The organism is Vibrio sp. STUT-A11 (assembly GCF_026000435.1).
Classification (GTDB): domain Bacteria; phylum Pseudomonadota; class Gammaproteobacteria; order Enterobacterales; family Vibrionaceae; genus Vibrio.
Genome location: NZ_AP026763.1, coordinates 2,420,098 through 2,439,055, shown reverse-complemented (window position 1 = coordinate 2,439,055; position 18,958 = coordinate 2,420,098). Strand labels below are relative to the sequence as shown.

19 protein-coding genes and 1 tRNA gene are annotated in these 18,958 nt (G+C 46.0%); 15 read left to right on the top strand and 5 right to left on the bottom strand.

Annotated elements, in window-relative coordinates; translation table 11 throughout:
* The first annotated feature begins 28 nt into the window (after nucleotides 1–28).
* The 6 genes from tsaB to rnd all read left to right on the top strand — a co-directional run bounded on the left by tsaB (nucleotide 29) and on the right by rnd (nucleotide 5,553).
* On the top strand, nucleotides 29–730 hold the full coding sequence (tsaB, locus tag OO774_RS11385) for a tRNA (adenosine(37)-N6)-threonylcarbamoyltransferase complex dimerization subunit type 1 TsaB (protein ID WP_264902544.1): 702 nt from the start codon (nucleotides 29–31) through the stop codon (nucleotides 728–730).
* Nucleotides 731–786: 56 nt separating this feature from the next.
* The gene (locus OO774_RS11380; RefSeq protein ID WP_264902542.1) at nucleotides 787–1,092 is read left to right on the top strand and encodes a chromosome partitioning protein ParA; all 306 of its coding nucleotides are present in this window, start codon (nucleotides 787–789) and stop codon (nucleotides 1,090–1,092) included.
* A gap of 47 nt (nucleotides 1,093–1,139) precedes the next feature.
* Nucleotides 1,140–1,697: a Slp family lipoprotein gene (locus OO774_RS11375; RefSeq protein WP_264902540.1), complete on the top strand. Its 558-nt coding sequence runs from the start codon at nucleotides 1,140–1,142 to the stop codon at nucleotides 1,695–1,697.
* A 6-nt stretch (nucleotides 1,698–1,703) separates the two neighbouring features.
* Nucleotides 1,704–2,558, top strand: a complete 855-nt coding sequence (locus OO774_RS11370) for an alpha/beta hydrolase (protein ID WP_264902538.1) — start codon at nucleotides 1,704–1,706, stop codon at nucleotides 2,556–2,558.
* Nucleotides 2,559–2,663: 105 nt separating this feature from the next.
* The gene (gene fadD / locus OO774_RS11365; RefSeq protein ID WP_264902536.1) at nucleotides 2,664–4,355 is read left to right on the top strand and encodes a long-chain-fatty-acid--CoA ligase FadD; all 1,692 of its coding nucleotides are present in this window, start codon (nucleotides 2,664–2,666) and stop codon (nucleotides 4,353–4,355) included.
* A 79-nt stretch (nucleotides 4,356–4,434) separates the two neighbouring features.
* The gene (gene rnd, locus OO774_RS11360) at nucleotides 4,435–5,553 is read left to right on the top strand and encodes a ribonuclease D (RefSeq protein ID WP_264902535.1); all 1,119 of its coding nucleotides are present in this window, start codon (nucleotides 4,435–4,437) and stop codon (nucleotides 5,551–5,553) included.
* 345 nt (nucleotides 5,554–5,898) lie between these two features.
* Here the strand turns inward: rnd and minE are convergent, their stop codons facing one another.
* From minE to minC, 3 genes are read right to left on the bottom strand one after another with little or no spacing between them, the layout of a single operon-like run.
* The gene (minE, locus tag OO774_RS11355; RefSeq protein ID WP_014231174.1) at nucleotides 5,899–6,162 is read right to left on the bottom strand and encodes a cell division topological specificity factor MinE; all 264 of its coding nucleotides are present in this window, start codon (nucleotides 6,160–6,162) and stop codon (nucleotides 5,899–5,901) included.
* Nucleotides 6,163–6,164: 2 nt separating this feature from the next.
* The gene (gene minD, locus OO774_RS11350) at nucleotides 6,165–6,977 is read right to left on the bottom strand and encodes a septum site-determining protein MinD (protein ID WP_264902534.1); all 813 of its coding nucleotides are present in this window, start codon (nucleotides 6,975–6,977) and stop codon (nucleotides 6,165–6,167) included.
* Between the two features lie 17 nt (nucleotides 6,978–6,994).
* The gene (gene minC, locus OO774_RS11345; RefSeq protein WP_264902532.1) at nucleotides 6,995–7,657 is read right to left on the bottom strand and encodes a septum site-determining protein MinC; all 663 of its coding nucleotides are present in this window, start codon (nucleotides 7,655–7,657) and stop codon (nucleotides 6,995–6,997) included.
* A gap of 197 nt (nucleotides 7,658–7,854) precedes the next feature.
* Here minC and OO774_RS11340 point away from each other — a divergent pair, with 197 nt between their 5' ends.
* The 4 genes from OO774_RS11340 to OO774_RS11325 all read left to right on the top strand — a co-directional run bounded on the left by OO774_RS11340 (nucleotide 7,855) and on the right by OO774_RS11325 (nucleotide 11,618).
* Entirely contained in the window at nucleotides 7,855–8,139 is a 285-nt protein-coding gene (locus OO774_RS11340; protein ID WP_264902530.1) for a YcgL domain-containing protein, read from the top strand.
* Nucleotides 8,140–8,184: 45 nt separating this feature from the next.
* Nucleotides 8,185–9,156: a lytic murein transglycosylase gene (locus tag OO774_RS11335; RefSeq protein WP_264902528.1), complete on the top strand. Its 972-nt coding sequence runs from the start codon at nucleotides 8,185–8,187 to the stop codon at nucleotides 9,154–9,156.
* 74 nt (nucleotides 9,157–9,230) lie between these two features.
* Complete coding sequence (locus OO774_RS11330) at nucleotides 9,231–10,178, top strand: LysR family transcriptional regulator (protein ID WP_264902526.1); 948 nt, start codon at nucleotides 9,231–9,233, stop codon at nucleotides 10,176–10,178.
* Nucleotides 10,179–10,418: 240 nt separating this feature from the next.
* Nucleotides 10,419–11,618 (top strand): NupC/NupG family nucleoside CNT transporter, encoded by a 1,200-nt coding sequence (locus tag OO774_RS11325; protein ID WP_264902524.1) that lies wholly within the window; start codon nucleotides 10,419–10,421, stop codon nucleotides 11,616–11,618.
* 79 nt (nucleotides 11,619–11,697) lie between these two features.
* On the opposite strand, the gene folD is transcribed toward OO774_RS11325, so the two are convergent.
* Complete coding sequence (gene folD / locus OO774_RS11320; RefSeq protein ID WP_264902522.1) at nucleotides 11,698–12,558, bottom strand: bifunctional methylenetetrahydrofolate dehydrogenase/methenyltetrahydrofolate cyclohydrolase FolD; 861 nt, start codon at nucleotides 12,556–12,558, stop codon at nucleotides 11,698–11,700.
* A gap of 204 nt (nucleotides 12,559–12,762) precedes the next feature.
* Here folD and OO774_RS11315 point away from each other — a divergent pair.
* A tRNA-Arg gene (locus tag OO774_RS11315) sits at nucleotides 12,763–12,839 on the top strand.
* Nucleotides 12,840–12,895: 56 nt separating this feature from the next.
* Here OO774_RS11315 and OO774_RS11310 read toward each other — a convergent pair.
* The gene (locus OO774_RS11310) at nucleotides 12,896–13,687 is read right to left on the bottom strand and encodes a 2,3-dihydro-2,3-dihydroxybenzoate dehydrogenase (RefSeq protein WP_264902520.1); all 792 of its coding nucleotides are present in this window, start codon (nucleotides 13,685–13,687) and stop codon (nucleotides 12,896–12,898) included.
* Nucleotides 13,688–13,788: 101 nt separating this feature from the next.
* On the opposite strand from OO774_RS11310, the gene OO774_RS11305 reads away from it, so the two are divergent.
* The 4 genes from OO774_RS11305 to OO774_RS11290 all read left to right on the top strand — a co-directional run bounded on the left by OO774_RS11305 (nucleotide 13,789) and on the right by OO774_RS11290 (nucleotide 18,934).
* Nucleotides 13,789–14,886 carry a hypothetical protein gene (locus OO774_RS11305; protein WP_264902518.1) on the top strand — a complete coding sequence of 366 codons (1,098 nt, stop codon included), beginning with the start codon at nucleotides 13,789–13,791 and terminating at the stop codon, nucleotides 14,884–14,886.
* 270 nt (nucleotides 14,887–15,156) lie between these two features.
* Complete coding sequence (locus OO774_RS11300) at nucleotides 15,157–16,377, top strand: isochorismate synthase (RefSeq protein WP_346015255.1); 1,221 nt, start codon at nucleotides 15,157–15,159, stop codon at nucleotides 16,375–16,377.
* Entirely contained in the window at nucleotides 16,374–17,993 is a 1,620-nt protein-coding gene (locus tag OO774_RS11295; RefSeq protein WP_264902514.1) for a (2,3-dihydroxybenzoyl)adenylate synthase, read from the top strand. Before OO774_RS11300 ends, OO774_RS11295 begins: the two co-directional genes overlap by 4 nt.
* 62 nt (nucleotides 17,994–18,055) lie before the next feature.
* On the top strand, nucleotides 18,056–18,934 hold the full coding sequence (locus tag OO774_RS11290) for an isochorismatase family protein (protein WP_264902513.1): 879 nt from the start codon (nucleotides 18,056–18,058) through the stop codon (nucleotides 18,932–18,934).
* Nucleotides 18,935–18,958 lie beyond the last annotated feature (24 nt).

The following is an 18,958-nucleotide window of genomic DNA, read 5'->3' as shown; positions in this document are numbered from 1 at the left end:
CAAATCAAATAGAGTTGTAGAGAGTTAAATGAGCGCAAAAATTCTTGCCATCGATACAGCAACTGAAAACTGTTCAGTTGCGCTACTGGTTAATGACCAAGTGATTTCACGCAGCGAAGTAGCACCGCGCGATCACACCAAGAAAGTCTTGCCTATGGTTGACGAAGTGTTGAAAGAAGCGGGTTTGACTCTACAAGAACTGGACGCACTTGCATTTGGCCGTGGTCCGGGTAGTTTCACAGGTGTACGTATCGGTATCGGCATTGCACAAGGTTTAGCATTTGGCGCTGAATTGCCGATGATTGGTGTGTCAACACTCGCTGCGATGGCACAAGCAAGCTACCGTCTGCATGGTTCGACGGATGTTGCCGTTGCGATTGATGCACGCATGAGTGAAGTGTACTGGGCGCGTTATTCTCGCCAAGAAAATGGTGAATGGGCCGGTGTGGATGAAGAGTGTGTTATTCCGCCAGCGCGTCTGGTTGAAGAAGCTCAAGCCGACGATAAAATCTGGACAACGGCAGGTACCGGTTGGGGGGCTTATCAGGAAGAGCTGGCTAATTTGCCATTCAGTATGACTTCAAGTGACGTACTTTATCCAGACTCACAAGACATCGTGATTCTGGCTAAGCAAGAGTTAGCAAAAGGCAACACGGTTCCAGTTGAAGAGTCGAGCCCGGTTTATCTGCGTGATAACGTGACCTGGAAGAAACTTCCGGGCCGCGAGTAATCGAAAAAATGAAATAAGAGCGGGGCGGTTGTTGCCCCGCTTTTTTATGGAGTGTTATGGCATCAATTCATGGTTTACCTCCCTCGCTGGTGACAGGGGCAAACCGCGCTAATAAAGTCAGTAAAAAGAACCAGCTAAAAAAGACTCAGGCACAACCGTCGGTAGGCCAACCTTCTAAGATTGCCGATGCAGTCGCTCATTCCATAAAACAAGTGGATGAAGCCCAGATTCACCGTGCTCAAGTGCAGTACGATCTTCCTGAAGGAAATGCACGAAAAGCGATGGAACAGTACATGGATGTCATGAATCGAGCAAAAAAAGAGGAACTGGCTCAATTACTTGGTGTCGATATTTATGTGTAAAAGGCGGAGCGGTTTCGCTTAACAGCAGTAGATTTAGATGGTGATTTATGACCTTATCTCAACAAATTCTCCTGGCTTTGTTTGCCGTGGTTGGGCTGTCAGCATGCAGCTCTCTCCCTGAAGAGTTGAATGCGAGCACTGAACAAGTATTAACAGATTATAAAACCTTTGCTGAGTCTGAAGGGATGGCAAGCCAAGATGTTCGTCTTGGGGGTATCATTGCGAAAGTTGACAACTTCAAAGACAAAACACGTGTTGAAATAGCCAACCTACCTATCAGCGAGTCTGGTAAGCCTGATATTAGTGAGGAGCCTGATGGCCGTTTCGCGGTTTACTTCGATGGTTATTTAGAGCCGGTGGCATTTAGCCAGGGGCGTTTAGTAACAGTGGTTGGTAAGAGTGCGGGAGAAGAAGCAGGAAAAATTGGCGAGCATGAATACATCTTCCCGCTGATTAAAGGTCAGGGCTACCGCTTATGGACGATAGAAGAGCGAGTCCGAACGTACGATACAACGAGTTATTTCTACCCTTGTTATTCTATTAACTGCCGTATGTTGCGTCATGATTTCTCGCAAGATGGCAGAGTCATCAAACAGGTTAAATAATCTGCCATGCATGAGCGTCGATTTAGACTTGCTGCCGGGACAGTGGCAGCCCTTGAAATAGGTAATGAAAAAACGGCTGACTTGTCAGTCGTTTTTCTTCATGGTTGGCTAGACAATGCGGGTAGCTTTAAAGCCTTGATGGATCAGATGCATCAGCTCAACCCAGCGCTCCATTTATTAGCCATTGATCACTTTGGGCATGGTTTGTCCAGCCACAAATCATCCGACAATTATTACCTCTTCCACGATTATATTGCCGACTTATATCAGTTATTGGATGAATTATCGCCAAACAGGCTGGTATTAGTAGGTCATTCACTTGGTGCTTTAGTCGCAAGTTGCTATAGTGCTGCGTTTCCTGAGCAGGTCGAAGCGTTAGTGCAAATCGAAGGTGCTGGTCCTCTTACTGAGGAACCCTCGAATAGTTTGCAAAGACTTCGTGATGGCGTGTTGAGTCGGCAACGACAACAAAACAAGCCTGAACGATCCCTATCTTCCTTTGAACTGGCTCTAAAGTTACGCATGCAAGCCAACCAGCTGACCGCTGAACAGCTTCTGCCAATCGTAGAACGCGGAACAGTACAGCGTGAAAACGTCTGGTTTTGGCGACATGATCCCAAGTTAAAATGCGCTTCGCTTTACCGAATGGCGCAAGAGCATGCGGACTCAATCACCAGCCAAATACGTTGCCCACACCTGATCGTATTGGGCGACCAAGGATTCCAAAATTTACCTTCCAGTCAAGCTGATTGGGGGCAGAATTCACCACAAGTGATCACTGTCTCGGGAGGTCACCACTGTCATTTAGAGCAAATACTCGAAGTTTCAGACGGAATTCTTGGTGTAGTTAACAAAATTTAAACAAGTGTTTGGGAGTTTCGTGCTCAAGCACCTTCGCTGTGCTGTAATAGCCCTCAAAATAAAAAGGCTGTTATCGTAAGACAGCGATGAACGAGGAGTAATATCGTGGATAAACCATGGCTTTCACGTTATCCAAGTGACGTACCTGAAACCATTAACCCAGACCAATATGAGTCTTTGGTTGAAATGTTTGAGCAGTCTGTACAAAAGTACGCAGACCAACCAGCATTTATGAACATGGGCTCGGTTATGACCTTCCGAAAGCTGGAAGAGCGTAGCCGCGCATTTGCCGCTTACCTACAAAATGAGTTAAAGCTAAAAAAGGGTGACCGAGTTGCTCTGATGATGCCTAACTTGCTCCAATACCCAGTTGCGCTGTTTGGTATTTTGCGTGCAGGTTGCATCGCGGTAAACGTGAACCCGTTATACACTCCTCGTGAACTTGAACACCAGCTAAACGACTCTGGTGCGACAGCGATCGTGATTGTTTCTAACTTTGCTAATACGTTAGAGCAAATTGTTGAGAACACTTGTGTAAAGCATGTTGTGTTGACCAGCCTTGGGCAGATGCTGCCACGAGCGAAAGGTACGATTGTCGATTTTGTCGTGAAATACGTTAAAGGTATGGTGCCTAAATATAACTTGCCTGGTGCTATTTCAATGCGTAAGGCCTTACACAAAGGTCGTCGTTTGCAGTACGTTAAGCCATTTATGTCTGGCGATGATATTGCTTTTTTACAATACACCGGTGGTACGACTGGGGTAGCGAAAGGTGCGATTCTGACTCATCGCAATATGATCGCAAACGTATTGCAGGCGAAAGGTGCGTATGGCCCGGTGCTGACTCCGGGTAGAGAGTTGGTTGTGACGGCATTGCCGCTGTATCACGTATTTGCATTAACCGTGAACTGCTTATTGTTTATCGAAATGGGTGGACGTAACCTGCTGATTACCAACCCACGTGATATTCCAGGGTTTGTTAAAGAGCTACAAAAATATCCATTTACCGCCATTACTGGGGTGAATACCCTATTCAACGCACTGGTGAACAATGAAGACTTCCATGAGCTGGACTTCAGCAATCTGCGCCTTTCAGTGGGTGGTGGTATGGCTGTTCAGCGCGCCGTTGCAGAAAAATGGTTGAAGACAACAGGTTGCTATTTGCTAGAAGGCTATGGCCTGACAGAGTGTTCTCCTCTGGTGGCGGCTTACCCGCATGATCTTATTGAATATAATGGGTCTATTGGTTTGCCGGTCCCTTCGACAGAAGTTCGTATTGTCGATGAAGAGGGCAATGCTCTGCCAAATACCGGTACGGGTGAGCTTCAGGTTCGTGGTCCTCAGGTGATGCAAGGTTATTGGCAACGCCCGGAAGCAAGCAAAGACACCATCAACGCAGAAGGTTGGTTATCAACTGGCGATATTGTTAAGTTTGACGCCGAAGGCTTCCTGCATATTGTTGACCGTAAAAAAGACATGATTCTGGTCTCTGGCTTCAACGTTTATCCGAACGAGATTGAAGATGTTGTCGCCTTGCATGGTAAGGTTCTGGAAGTTGCAGCGATTGGTCAGCCTAACGATGTCTCCGGTGAACTGGTGAAAATCTATGTCGTTAAACGCGATCCAAGCTTAACCAAAGATGAAGTGATTGCGCATTGTCGCGAACATTTAACGGGATACAAAGTGCCAAAACTGGTTGAATTCCGTGAAGAATTACCGAAGACTAACGTCGGTAAAATTCTGCGTCGTGTTCTTCGTGAAGAAAACGATGCAGAGCTTGCGAAGAAGAGCGCATAAGTCGATTTCGTGAAGTCGCCGGAATTAAAAAATGATAGAATGCCAGCGTTTTGCTGGCATTTTTTATAGCGAGAAGCATGTGAATTATAAGATTATTATCAAAAACAAAGACCTAGAACAAGTTTGCGCTCAAGCAAGAGACGCAGATGTCGTTATGTTGGATACAGAATTTGTACGGATCAGAACTTTCTATCCACAGCTAGGTTTGATTCAGCTTTTCGACGGCAATAATCTCTCCTTAATCGATCCGACAGAACTGACGGACATGTCACCCTTCGTTGAACTTTTGAAAGATACCTCGGTATTAAAAGTCCTGCATGCGTGTGGTGAAGATCTCGAAGTATTCCAGAATGCGTTTGGCTGCACGCCGTTTCCGATGGTCGATACTCAGCTTATGGCTGCATTCCTTGGCCATGGACTATCAACAGGTTTTGCTACGCTAGTGGAAGAATATCTGGGTGTTGAACTGGATAAGAGCGAGTCTCGAACTGACTGGATGGCTCGCCCGCTGACACAAAAGCAGCTTGACTATGCCGCAGCTGACGTTCATTACTTGATGCCGCTTTACGAAATCCTGCTCGACAAAGTGACCGAAGCTGGCTGGTGGCATGCGGTGCAGCAGGAGAGCGATTTACTGGTTTCGAAGCGTATTCGTGAAGTGAATGAAGAAAATGCTTATCTCGATATCAAAGGTGCGTGGCAGCTGAAACCGTCTGAGTTAGCTATCTTAAAACCGCTGGCCACTTGGCGTTACCGCCAGGCAATCAAACGTGACCTTGCTCTGAACTTTGTTTTCAAAGAAGGGGACTTATTAACGGTTGCCCGCCTTGGTTTAACAAGCTTCAAGAAAATGGAAGCGGAAGGCATTGATATCCGTGCGGTTAATCGTCACGGTGCAAAAATTGCTGATATCGTTAAAAAAGCTAAGCAGACACCTGTGGATGAGTACCCTGAGAAAATTGAACGTCTTATGGACTACCCGGGCTATAAGCAGGTCTTCAAGAACATGAAAGATATTGTCAAAAGTGCATCACAGAAATCGGGCTTAGCGACTGAGTTTCTTGCCTCTAAAAAGCAGATCAATCAGTTGCTTAGTTGGGTATGGAAAAAGGACCGTGATCCGGCAAGATTGCCTGATGTGATGCAAAACTGGCGTCTTGAACTTATCGGCGAAAAAATGAATAAAGCGCTTAAGTAGCTGTAAATAAAAAGGTTGGCAAAATAGCCAACCTTTTTAATTCACTCACGGACTTTCAAACCGTCATTCCGACGAGCATAAGCGAGTCTCGAATATACCAATACTAGGATTTCAGTTCTGAGCTGTACTTAACGAACCCCAGCACCTTAGTCATAGATTCTGAATCACGCTCGTCCCTCGCTGTTCAGAATGACGAGGTGAATCATGATCCACAGAATACTGTCATTCCGACGAGCATAAGCGAGATCAGGAATCTACTAACAGCAAGCGACAAAATTGCAAGCATGAGTGTTTGTTATCAAGCTCGAAAGACTCGAGCTCACTTCACAAATACCGACTGGACAATTACTTTTCGTCGTCAGGCAACTTTACGTTGAGCTCAAGCACTGAGATATCATCATCTTTATGCTCAAATGTTAAATCAACCATGTTCGGGTCAATGTCGACGTATTTGCCGATCACCTTCAGGATATCCTCTTTTAACTGAGGCAGGTAAGACGGTGCCGGATCATCTTGGCTGCGTCGTTCTGCCACAATAATTTGCAAACGCTCTTTGGCTAGACTTGCGGATTTTTTCTTCTGTGGGCGGAAAAATTCTAATAGTGACATGTCTATCCTCCGAACAGTCGTTTAAAGAGTCCTTTCTTCTCCTCTGTAAGGAAACGAAAATCTACCTTATTACCCAGTAAGCGGTCTACCGTGTCAGAGTAAGCCATGCCCGCATCTGTCTCTTCATCAAATGTTACTGGCACACCTTTGTTTGATGCGTTAAGCACCGCTTGGCTTTCAGGAATCACACCCAGTAGCGGGATGTGAAGGATCTCCTCAACGTCCTCAACACTCAGCATTTCACCTTGGTTTACGCGCATCGGGTTGTAACGCGTCAACAGAAGGTGTTGCTTCACTGGCTCTAAACCTTGCTCAGCTCGTAGAGATTTCGAATCCAGAATACCCAAAATACGGTCTGAGTCGCGTACAGATGAGACTTCAGGGTTGGTGGTCACAATGGCTTCATCCGCGTAGTAGAGCGCCATTAGAGCACCTTGCTCGATACCTGCTGGTGAATCACAGATGATGAAGTCAAAATCCATATCATCTAATTCTGTAAACACACGCTGCACGCCATCCTTAGTGAGTGCGTCTTTATCGCGTGTCTGAGATGCAGGAAGAATAAATAAGTTTTCAGTGCGCTTATCTTTGATCAGCGCTTGGTTTAACGTCGCTTCACCGTTGATGACGTTCACAAAGTCATAAACGACACGGCGCTCACAACCCATAATAAGATCGAGGTTACGCAAACCGATATCGAAATCGATTACCGCTGTCTTATTGCCTTTTAGAGCCAAGCCAGAGGCGATGGCTGCGCTTGAAGTGGTCTTACCGACGCCACCTTTACCAGACGTTACTACAATAATGCGTGCCATTTGTTTTCCTTTTTATACTAAATCGTGAGCGTTTCGAGATGTAATGATTCTTCGGCTTTACTGATCATTACTTTCTGCTGCCAATACTCACTCTCAATTTGATCGCTTAACCAGTAATCTCCAGCAATAGATACTAGTTCTGCTTGTAAATCGTGGCAAATAATCCGCGCTTCATGCTGCCCACTTGCGCCTGCAATTGCGCGTCCGCGCAAAGTTCCGTGAATATGAATAGAACCATCGGCAATAACTTCCGCCCCTGCGCTAACATGTGCTAGTACCACTAAATCACCGTCTTTCGCGTAGATTTGTTGACCAGAGCGAACCGGCGTACGAACGAACTTAGTCGGCGCCATTTTAGCGGGTGCCTGACTTGGCGATTTACTTGCAGACATGATGGCGAAGCCAGCTTCAGAAGCAAGGTTCTGTACACGTTTATCTTTACAGCCCGCTACACCGACCGGAATGAACCCAGCGTCGGCAATGCCTTGCTTGAGTTTGGGGAAATCAATGTCGCCTTCGACTTTCGCTATATTGATAACCAAAGGTGCCGATGCAAAGAAAGACGGTGCCTGTGACACTTTTTCTTGCAAAAATTCGATAGTTTTTTCTATCTTGCTGTCAGAAAGGTGTAAAACTGACAAAGTAAAGCTGCTACCTTTAAGGTCTGGTGAATGGGTCATCGTGGACTTGTTGCCTCTGTTGAAAGAGCGTTGCCTTAAACTAGGCCTATCATGTTATATTTCATCTTTTGACGCAGCAAGTTCTCTAGCAAGCAATTCGGTGAATTAATCTCAAATTTGCTATTAAGTTTGCGGCAATTTTACGTTTCCAACTAAATCCGTACATAAAACGGGTAAATCAGCATAAAAGGCGTGTCATGCTTTGTTCTATTTATAAAAGCTCTAAAAAAGAAGGTACTTATCTCTATATTCCGAAAAAGGACGACTTTTCACAGGTTCCTGACACCTTGATGCAGATGTTCGGTAAGCCTATCGCTGTCATGACGATTAAACTTGATGGTCGTACATTGGCACAGGTGGATATTGAAAAAGTGAAAGTTTCGCTGCTGAATGACGGTTTCTTCCTTCAAGTTCCACCACCACCAGAAAATCTGTTAGAAAAATATAAAGAACAAAAAGCTCAGCAAAAAGACAGGAAATAATTCCATATCTTGCTGAGACTTCTGCCTTGCTCAAGGAGGGGAAATATGAAAAAAATACTGGCTACACTGCTTAGCGTTGGCATGTGTGCCTCAGCTTTTGCAAGTAGTGAAGGTTTTGAGGAATACCTAGATAAGTTGCGTGCAGAAGCGCGCGCTCAAGGCATCTCCGAGCAGGTCATCAGCGCCGCTTTCGCTAATGTTGAATATAAACCACGAGCGGTGAAAGCGGACCGAAACCAACCTGAGAAAAAACTGACGTTGGATGAGTACATTCCGCGTGCAGTCCCTGAGTGGAAGGTGAAGCAAGCGAAAGAATTATACAAAGAGCACTACACGGCTCTTAAACGCATTGGTGAGACCTTCGGCGTTCAGCCACGTTTTATTGTTGCGTTGTGGGGCGTGGAAAGTAATTTCGGTAAGTTTACGGGTAACTTCCGTGTCATCGATGCGCTTTCTACCATGGCATTTGAAGGTCGCCGTGAAGAGTTCTTCCGTAAAGAAACCATGGCTGCCCTTCAGATTCTGGATCAAGGCCATATTGAACTTGAGAATTTCAAAGGTTCATGGGCTGGTGCGATGGGGCAGTGTCAGTTTATGCCAAGCTCCTTCCTCCGCTTTGCAGCGGATGGCAACGGCGACGGCAAGAAAGACATCTGGCAAACCAAAGCAGACGTGTTTGCTTCAACAGCGAATTACCTGAGCAAATCTGGCTGGGATGACAATTACACCTGGGGACGTCAGGTAAAAGTTCCGAAAGGCATTGATCGCAACTTAGAAGGACGAACCGAAGAGAAAGGTAAGTACCTGCAAGAGTGGAGTAAATTAGGTATCACTAAGTTTGATGGCAGCCCGTTGCCTAAACTGGATGACGATATCAAAGCTTGGCTGATTATGCCTGACAATGAAAACGGTCGAACTTATCTGGTTTACAATAACTACAATGTGTTGATGAAGTGGAACCGCTCTTACTACTTCGCTCTAGCTGTTAGCCACTTAGCTGATCGCATCACATACTAGTTCCTGAATAAATTATCGTTCTTAAGGGCTCTTCGGAGCCCTTAGTTTTTACTGCATTTAAATCGAGGTAATTTGTGTTATCTGAACGCGCTGCTCAAATGGTCATTTTCTCGGCATTGATCAAACACAAAAGCTTTACGGCGGCAGCAAAAAGCCTCGGCGTATCCGTCTCCCATGTGAGTAAACAACTTAGCCAATTAGAGAACTCACTTGGTATCAAGCTGGTGCAACGCACCACGCGAAGTTTTACTCCGACTGAAGCGGGCAAAACCTTTTATTATCATTGTGAGCAGGTCGTTCAGGCCGTCAGCAGTGCCACGCTGGAAATGGAAAGCCAGAGAGATGAAGTGGCTGGGCTTGTAAGGTTGGGCATATCGCAATCATTCGGCACGTTACATATCATTCCTGCCATTCAGGAGCTAAGGGAACTGTATCCTCAACTTGAGGTTGAAGTGCACTTGTTCGACTATAAGGTGGATATGTTAGCTGAGGGCTTGGATTTATGGGTAACCAACAATGAACACTTGCCCGAGGGGTACATTGCCCAGCGATTAACGGATTGCCAGTTTGTTGTCGCGGCGTCCCCAGACTACCTGCTTAAACATGATAAGCCAGTGGAACCTGACGATCTATCTTTGCACAACTGCCTGATCTACAGAAGCTGGGAGCGTGATTACACCGGATGGGCATTTACAAAAGACCAGCAGGAACTAAATGTAAAAGTTTCTGGTAACTATTCTGTGGATCTTGCTGAAGCGGTTCGCGACGCTGCAATCGCAGGGTGGGGAATTGCTTATCTCGCGACGTATTTGCTTGGCGATGAATTCAGAACTGGGAAGCTAATTCAATTGCTCCCTGAATGGAAAGCCAGCCAGTCGATGCCTTTCTATGCGGTGTATCCGAGCCGACAGCACATGCCGAAAAAAATATCTGCGGTGATCAACTTTATAAAACAGAAGATCGGTAACCCTTGCCATTGGGATCAAAGATTAGCACCGTATATCTCCATTCCTAAGTCATGACGATTGTATATATAAGGTGATTTTTGTCGCAAAAATTTTTCTGAATCTATAAACAATTTTTCCATATGGAAATAATAACAAAAAGCAAACGTTTATCATTATTAAATTCAATGGCTTAATGTTTAGTTTGAATATTGACCACTGAAACTTTTCACACTGTTAACAACCTCAAGTTGCAGCATTTTGAGTCCGCTATACAATCCGACGCCTTTACCATTCCCCTTCTGTCGGACCCAATTTATGAACTCACTTATTGGTATCGTAGCCATACTCTTCGTAGCATGGCTACTTTCTACAAATAGAAAAAATATAAAGATCAGAACCGTCTCACTTGCCTTTGCCTTACAGGTATTGTTTGCACTATTGGTTCTGTATGTACCAGCAGGGCGAGACGCTCTAAACTCAGTGAGCAGCGTTGTATCGAACTTAATCAACTATGGTCAGGAAGGCATCGCGTTTTTATTCGGCAATTTGGCGACAGGCGGATTCACTTTCGCGATTAATGTTCTGGGCATCATCATTTTCTTCTCCTCGCTGATTGCTGGCCTTTATCACATTGGTATTATGCCAAGGATGATTAACTTTATCGGTGGTGGTATCCAAAAGCTGTTAGGCATTGGGCGTGCCGAGTCTTTATCTGCTACAGCCAATATCTTTGTTGGCACGATTGAAGCGCCATTAATGGTTAAGCCTTATTTAAAGCACATGACGGATTCACAGTTCTTTGCAGTAATGACTGGTGGGTTGGCTTCGGTTGCTGGTGGTACGTTGGTCGGCTATGCATCTTTGGGTGTAGACTTAAATTACCTGATCGCGGCGGCGTTTATGTCTGCTCCTGCCGGTTTGTTGATGGCTAAAATTCTGATGCCGGAAGACACAAACCAAGCTGATGAAATCGATCTTAGCCAAGTTGAAATCCCACGAGCAACCAATGTGGTCGAAGCTTTGGCAGATGGTGCGATGGCGGGTGTTCGTATCGCGGTTGCAGTTGGTGGCACGCTGTTGGCTTTCATCAGTGTGATTGCATTGCTTAACGGTATTTTGGGATGGTTTGGCGATCTTATTGGCACGCCATTAAGCTTCGAACTCGTTTTAGGCTACGTATTTGCGCCAGTTGCATGGCTGTTAGGTGTGCCATGGGCAGAGGCGATCACAGCAGGGTCTCTGATCGGGAATAAAATCGTAGTAAATGAGTTTGTTGCTTTTATTCAACTTGCAGAAGTGAAGTCGCAGCTAAGTGCCCATTCTCAAGCGATTGTGACTTTTGCACTATGTGGCTTTGCGAACATCTCAAGCATGGCAATGCTCATTGGTGGTTTGGGCTCATTGGTGCCAGAGAAGCGTGCGTTCGTGTCTAAGCATGGATTCCGCGCGATTGTCGCAGGTGTGATGGCGAACTTGATGAGTGCATCCATTGCCGGTGTGATTTTGAGTCTTTAACGATTTAGACTAAATTTACACCACATAAAGAAAAAAGGCTCCTTATCCAGGAGCCTTTTTCGTACTTAGTATTCTGCCATTACTTTTCAGTATGGAACTGCTCACAAGCCAGCATAGTATTTTCAATCAGGCTTGCTACTGTCATTGGGCCAACGCCACCCGGTACTGGAGTAATGAAGCTCGCGCTTTCACGTGCTTTATCGTATTCCACGTCGCCAACCAGCTTACCAGAGTCAAGACGGTTGATACCTACATCGACAACCACAGCGCCTTTCTTAATCCATTCGCCAGGAATGAAGTTTGGTTTACCTACAGCAACAACGACAACGTCAGCTTGACGAACGTAGCTCTCCAAGTCTTTAGTAAAGCGGTGACAGGTCGTCGTTGTACAGCCGGCCAATAGCAGCTCAAGTGTCATTGGACGACCAACGATATTTGAAGCTCCAACTACCACCGCGTGCTTACCACGAAGATTAATATTGTAGCGGTCGAGCAGGGTAATAATACCTTTCGGCGTACAAGAGCGTAGTTTAGGGATACGCTGAGCAAGACGACCTACGTTATAAGGGTGGAAGCCATCCACGTCTTTCTCTGGATGAATACGCTCTAAAACATGAGTGCTATCAATTCCAGCAGGAAGTGGAAGCTGAACTAAAATGCCATCAATTTCGTTGTCATTGTTCAACTCATCGATCAACGCTAGCAATTCTGCTTCAGTGGTTGATGCCGGAAGGTCAAAAGACTTGGAAACAAAACCCACTTCTTCACAAGCGCGGCGCTTACTGCCCACGTAAACTTGAGAAGCTGGGTCTTCACCAACTAGAACAACTGCAAGACCAGGGGCGCGTAATCCAGCTTCAACGCGAGCTTTTACACGTGCTGCAACTTCAGAACGAACAGTTTGGGAAATGAGAGTCCCATCTATATTTTGAGCAGTCATGACTTTCCTTATAAATTTTAGAAGGCAGATAATCTGCGGCGCATTGTCGCAGAATTTCTATTTAACATCCATACGCAAACGTTTGCCCTGGGTCGTTTTTGAGCATCTACTGCTTCAGTGACCTTTTTTTAGGCATTCAGATCAGAATGTTACTAAAAGCCGTTGATTTACCCATTTTAACTCGTATAATCCTTTCCCTGTAGCGCGCCCTTAGCTCAGCTGGATAGAGCACGTCCCTTCTAAGGATGTGGTCATAGGTTCGAATCCTATAGGGCGTGCCATTTATTCAAAAGCCCCGATAACTCGATGAGTTGTCGGGGCTTTGTCGTTTATACCGCTAAAAAGTTGCACCGCCATCGACTCTTAAATCATGCATGGTGATATGCCCTGATTTGTTGCTGAGTAGAAACTCGATCGCATTGGTGATGTCTTTGGTTTCGGCTATTTTATTCAACGGGATGCCAATACGATGCGATTCCAGGTTGCCGCGAATCGTTTCTTTTTCACCGTAAGACTCATTCCACATTTGCTCCTGCATTGGAGTTCTGGTTGACCCCGGACTGACAATATTGCAGCGAATACCATGTTCAGCCAACTCTAGCCCCAAACACTGTATCCACATGTGGAGCCCGGCTTTAGATGTGCAGTAAGCAGACATATTGCTTCTTGGAGTATCGGCTGCATTTGAACCTACCGCTACGATAGCGCCTTTTTTCCCGCTTTTAACTAATAACTTAGCCATAGATTGGGTTAAAAGCAGAGTACCTTTTAGGTTTACATCCAGTGTTTTGTTCAAGGCATCCAAAGGCAGGTCAAGAACAGGGGAAAGGTGTAAGGTGCCTGCACAGGTCGCAATATATTCAGGAATGAGTTTGTCCTTTTCTAAACGTTGGCAGGCTGATTGGATAGATTCAGGACTTGCCAGATCAAATGGCAAAAAGGTTGTTTTGACTTGTTGTTCGTCAGGAATCGAACTCATCAAATTCATTAGCGTCTGTTCACTAACATCACAGGCAATCACGTGTGCGCCTTGCGCTAACAAACTTTTAGCGCAGGCTAGGCCTATTCCCTGACCAGCGCCAGTAACCAGACACAACTTACCGTGGAATTCTGAACGGTTTTCATTCATCTAAACATCCTTTTCGTGATACAGATTTTAAATTTGATTTGTGAAAATGATAATTATTTTTGTTATCGTTGTCACCTTGTTAACTAGGAAATGATTAAGTCATGAGTAAAGTAGGGCGAAAAGTAAAACCGTGGCTATTAAGCCTGGGATTAGTGAGTTTGGCTGGCTGTGAATATTTGCCTCATTATGCCAAGGTCGATTTAGCGCAACAGCAAGTCGTCCAAGTTGTAGAGCAAGCAAAAGTTGCAGATGATGTCATTATGCAGGCATTTGAAACGCATCACTTGGTTGCGATTGGCGATTATCACTGGAACGAGGCGTTTATTCGTTATGCTACCAAATTAGTGTCTAAACCAGCGTTTTCCGAGCAAGTGAATCATGTGGTGGTGGAGTTTGGCAATGCTAAATACCAATCGGTTTTAGATGATTATCTCGCAGGAGAGGAGGTCAGTGAGAGCCAACTGAATACGATGCTAAGAGGATCGTTGTACTTTATGGCTTGGATGCCAGATGTCTACCGAGACTTTTTCAAAGCCATAAAACAGCGCAACGAAGCTTTACCTGAGGGCAAGAAAATTCAAGTGCATCTGGCGGAAGCGCCTTTTGACTGGGATGAAATGCAGGACGTTAAAGTTTGGAAGAAAGCAGCGAAGAATAAGACCGATCATTTCTATCAAGTCGCGTCTGAACGAATCAAGAATAATGAAAAAGCATTGATGATTTTTGGCGCGTTTCACTTAGTAAATGCACCAGCAAACTATGTAAAAAAAACGCAAGAAACAGACTGGCCGCTGGCAACGCGTCTGCAGCAAGCCTTTCCTGATAGCACTTATTTGATTTGGCCGATGACCGACCCCGAGGTGGTAAAGACCTTTAATGCACTGAAATCACCAGCTGTATTGGAAGTGGGGCAGGGACCAATGCGGGATCTACGTTTGATCGATTTTTTGCCAAAAGCACGTTACAAGCTGGCTGCAATGGATGATATCGATGCAAAAGTTGGTGAACTGTTTGACGCCTTTCTTTATCTAGGCGAGAACCAGAGAACAATGGTTTTTCCTCGTGATGTGGTGGCTGATCGTGAGTGGGTTGGAGAGATGCAGCGTCGAGTTGATCTCATCGGCGGCAAAATGCAAGAGAGCTTTAATCAGCTTATCGAACGCAGTGATGAACAGTATGGTTTTGCCAGCAAGAGTTAGTGTTTCGCCTTGTTAAACGACATAAGTAGTGCCAACATAAGCGGCTGAATAGCGATAGCATCAGCCGTTTTATCTACCATTTCCTATCTTAGCGCTGGTTTCCAATGCCTTTCCTTATGTTACCGAAATGGAACAAATCTCTAATTTATTAATAATACGAATGATAATAGTTATTAAAAGTATTTGATCGATTGTAACAGTATGTGTACTCTCACTTAGCAATTGAGAGGGGTTCTCATTTGTGATCCTATGTTTAATACAATTTGAGAGATGATTATGCTTCGTAACTCAATGGGGAGCATTACTATGCTCACAGAGTTTATCAACGCTCATTCGGATGATGCTTCGTTTTTCTTCAGCTCACCCACCGTGACGTTACTGACACAAGGCATTGCTGCAGAGTTTTCCCAAAAAATCAGGTTCTCAGAATTAGACTCTTGCATTAGTCAGTTACTCGAATCGGTCAAGGAAGATGAAAGCGATAACCCTATTGCGGTTGGTGTCATTCCGTTTTCTGAGCACAACCCTGTGCATTTTATTGTGCCTGAACGCCTGTGTACCACATCACCGATTCGTCCGGACAAAGTGGCAACCGTGGATGGTTCTAACCAGTGCGCTCCGTCTTCGATAAAGCCAATTCCAGATCCTGAAGAATACATGCGCAGTGTAGCGCAGGCTGCCAGTGCTTGTTCTAGCAAAGAGGTTGATCTGGAAAAGGTTGTGCTTTCACGCACGATGCAGGTGGATACCGAGCAAGAAATAGATCGGGGCCGATTGCTTAAAACGCTACTAAAACAAAATCCGGGCGGTTATACCTTTTCAACCCGTTTAGGGGGCGAAGGTTGTGATACATATTTAATGGGTTCTAGTCCTGAGCTGCTAGTCTCGCGTAAAGGACCGCATGTTTGCTCCAACCCATTAGCAGGATCACGCCGACGCTGTGATAACGAGACGATGAACCAGCAACAAGGTGATTTGATGATGGAGAGCAGTAAAGATCTCCATGAACATGCAGTGGTTGTTGATACAGTAGAAAAAGCGCTTCAGCCTTGGTGCCACAATCTTTATGTTCCAATGGTGCCATCTGTCATCGAAACCAAAGCGATGCTGCACCTGTCGACTCGCATCGAAGGTACGATTTCGGACTCTGCCACCAGTGTGCTTAAGCTTGCCAGTGCTCTTCATCCAACGCCTGCGGTATGTGGTTATCCGACTGCTCAGGCCTACGATTTTATCGAAAAAGTTGAGCCTTTTGATCGTGGTTACTTTACTGGGCTGGTCGGCTGGGTGGATGCCCGCGGTAATGGTGAGTGGGTCGTAGTGATTCGCTGCGCAGAAGTGGAAAAAAAGCGTCTGCGTGTTTACGCCGGGGCGGGAATTGTCAGTGGCTCTGAGCCACAAAGTGAGCTAGAAGAAACGGGCAACAAAATGCGTACCGTACTGAATGCACTTGGCATTGAAGTTCAGGACAACATGGAGGTAGTGGTGTGATGCTTCCTAGCATGAAATCATCTGGTTTTACGCCATGGCCGGAGGATGCCGTTCGCGAGTATCGGGCGGCGGGCTATTGGACAGAGCAAACTATTCCGGAGATGCTTGAAGCCAGCGCCAGCAACTATCCACAGCAGCTTGCACTCGTTGCTGGTGAAGAACAATGGACTTACCAACAGTTATCTGAACAAGTGGACAATCTAGCTGCTGGCTTGCAACAGACACTGAAATTACAGGCTGGCGATAAAGCGGTATTGCACCTGCCTAATATCGGAGCGTTTTACCTGAGTTTCTTTGCGCTGCTGAAAATTGGTGTTCAGCCAGTGATAGCGTTACCAGCGCACAGAGAATATGAGATTCGATACTTTTGTCACTTTACCGAGGCTAAAGTGTTGATCACAGCGCCTCAAATTGGTGTCGATACGGCTGTTATTGCGCAAAAGATCGCGAATGAATTGTCAACGCTTGAAACCATTGTCTGGGCTGGTGAGAAGAGCTTAATGCCAACGGGTAGTGTTGATTTAGACTCGCTTTACCTGCCGGGTGCTGCATACAAGCGACAAGCTGAGCAAGATTTTGCTTTTTTCCAGTTATCGGGTGGAACAACGGGGACACCTAAGCTAATTCCGCGTACTCATACTGATTACCTCTACAGCGTTCGCGCCAGTAATGATGTTTGCGAGTTTTCACCTCAAACACGTTATTTATGTGTCCTGCCTGCTGCGCACAACTTTCCGTTGAGCTCGCCTGGTGCTTTAGGATGTTTTATGGCTGGTGGAACGGTGGTGCTTTCGCCGGATCCAAGTCCGCAAACCGCGTTTCATTTGATTGAACAGCATCAAATTACGGTTGCAGCACTGGTGCCGCCACTGGCGTTGTTGTGGCTCGATGAAGCGCCCCGAACCCAGCACGACATCAGCTCTCTGGGGGTTCTTCAGGTGGGAGGAGCACGTTTTAGTGAAGCTGCCGCGAAACGTGTCAAACCGACATTAAACTGCACGTTGCAACAGGTATTCGGTATGGCGGAAGGGCTTGTGAACTATACAAGGTTGGACGATCCAGACTCCGTCATTGTGTCCACGCAAGGGCGGCCGATGTCATCTGCTGATGAGATACTCGTTGTTAACGAAATGGGTGAACCTGTGCCTCAAGGTACGGCTGGCATGTTATGCGCACGGGGACCGTACACGATTCGCGGCTACTACAACGCGCCGGAGCACAATCAACGTTCCTTTATTGCGGGGGGCTATTACCGAACAGGCGATGTGGTGCTGTTAACCAAAGAAGGGAACTTACAAGTCGTCGGGCGCGATAAAGAACAGATCAACCGCGGCGGAGAGAAAATCGCAGCACAAGAGATCGAAAATCATCTGATGGTGCATGACGCCGTCCATGATGCTGCCGTCATCGCGATACCAGATGATTATTTGGGTGAGCGCAGTTGTGCCGCCTTGGTTTGTCTCGAAGATAAACCAAAACCTATCGAAATAAAACGCTTCCTGAGAAGTCGTGGCCTGGCTGATTTCAAGATCCCAGACCGCGTCATTTTTGTCGATGTGTTACCAAAAACTCCAGTGGGAAAGATCAACAAAAACAAACTACTAGAGTTGATTTAAGTCGCTACGCCACCCCTTTGGAATAGAAACAATTTAATACAGTATTTTAGGAGAAGTGCCCCATGGCAATTCCATCTATTGCGGGTTACCCGCTATCTCAAGTGATACCACAAAACCGCGTATCCTGGTCGGTAGAGCCAGATCGTGCGGTATTGTTGATCCACGACATGCAACAGTACTTTGTTAACTTTTACGATTTGGACAGCGAACTGATTCAAACGTTGACGCAGAACATCCAACAGATCAAACAAGCTTGTGTCGAAGCGGGTATTCCTGTGGTGTATACCGCGCAACCAGGGGATCAATGTCAGGAAGAACGAGCGTTATTGACCGACTTCTGGGGGCCTGGCTTAAAGGCCGATGACACCATCACCCGAATTCTGCCCGCTCTGGCACCAACAGAGCAAGACATCGTTTATACCAAATGGCGTTACAGTGCATTCCAGCGCACGCCGCTTAAATCCATGATGGATGAAACCGGGCGAGACCAGCTGATCATCGTTGGTGTATATGCGCATATTGGTTGTTTACAGACGGCTGCTGAAGCTTTTATGACTGATATTCAAGCTTTTATGGTTTCAGATGCAGTGGCTGACTTCTCTGAGCGTGATCATGAAATGGCACTGAATTATGTGGCGGGAAGATGTGGCTATGTGCTGGATAAACAGCAACTGCTTAATCAGGTAACGGATGTGCCTGCTGCTCAAACTGTCCCTTTATCCGAGCAAGAGTTAGCTCAGCAATTAGCGACCTTGCTCGATGTTCTTGTCGATGAAATTGAACCCGAAGACAGCCTATTGGATTTCGGTCTTGATTCGGTTCGAATCATGTCTCTGGTCGGAGACTGGCAGCAAGCTGGACTGGATTTGAGCTTTATGGAACTGGCTGCCCAGCCTTGCTTGCAGTACTGGTGGCAATTGATCGAAAAGAAGAGCGCATAGCGTCTGACATGGACAAGTAGTAAA

Excerpts from the sequence above, each read along its gene's own strand:
- tsaB (WP_264902544.1), top strand. The coding sequence starts at position 29 with ATGAGCGCAAAAATTCTTGCCATCGATACAGCAACTGAAAACTGTTCA.
- OO774_RS11380 (WP_264902542.1), top strand. The coding sequence starts at position 787 with ATGGCATCAATTCATGGTTTACCTCCCTCGCTGGTGACAGGGGCAAAC.
- OO774_RS11375 (WP_264902540.1), top strand. The coding sequence starts at position 1,140 with ATGACCTTATCTCAACAAATTCTCCTGGCTTTGTTTGCCGTGGTTGGG.
- OO774_RS11370 (WP_264902538.1), top strand. The coding sequence starts at position 1,704 with ATGCATGAGCGTCGATTTAGACTTGCTGCCGGGACAGTGGCAGCCCTT.
- minE (WP_014231174.1), bottom strand. The coding sequence starts at position 6,162 with ATGTCACTATTAGAATTTTTCCGCCCACAGAAGAAAAAATCCGCAAGT.
- minD (WP_264902534.1), bottom strand. The coding sequence starts at position 6,977 with ATGGCACGCATTATTGTAGTAACGTCTGGTAAAGGTGGCGTCGGTAAG.
- minC (WP_264902532.1), bottom strand. The coding sequence starts at position 7,657 with ATGACCCATTCACCAGACCTTAAAGGTAGCAGCTTTACTTTGTCAGTT.
- OO774_RS11340 (WP_264902530.1), top strand. The coding sequence starts at position 7,855 with ATGCTTTGTTCTATTTATAAAAGCTCTAAAAAAGAAGGTACTTATCTC.
- OO774_RS11335 (WP_264902528.1), top strand. The coding sequence starts at position 8,185 with ATGAAAAAAATACTGGCTACACTGCTTAGCGTTGGCATGTGTGCCTCA.
- OO774_RS11325 (WP_264902524.1), top strand. The coding sequence starts at position 10,419 with ATGAACTCACTTATTGGTATCGTAGCCATACTCTTCGTAGCATGGCTA.
- folD (WP_264902522.1), bottom strand. The coding sequence starts at position 12,558 with ATGACTGCTCAAAATATAGATGGGACTCTCATTTCCCAAACTGTTCGT.
- OO774_RS11310 (WP_264902520.1), bottom strand. The coding sequence starts at position 13,687 with ATGAATGAAAACCGTTCAGAATTCCACGGTAAGTTGTGTCTGGTTACT.
- OO774_RS11305 (WP_264902518.1), top strand. The coding sequence starts at position 13,789 with ATGAGTAAAGTAGGGCGAAAAGTAAAACCGTGGCTATTAAGCCTGGGA.
- OO774_RS11300 (WP_346015255.1), top strand. The coding sequence starts at position 15,157 with ATGATTATGCTTCGTAACTCAATGGGGAGCATTACTATGCTCACAGAG.
- OO774_RS11290 (WP_264902513.1), top strand. The coding sequence starts at position 18,056 with ATGGCAATTCCATCTATTGCGGGTTACCCGCTATCTCAAGTGATACCA.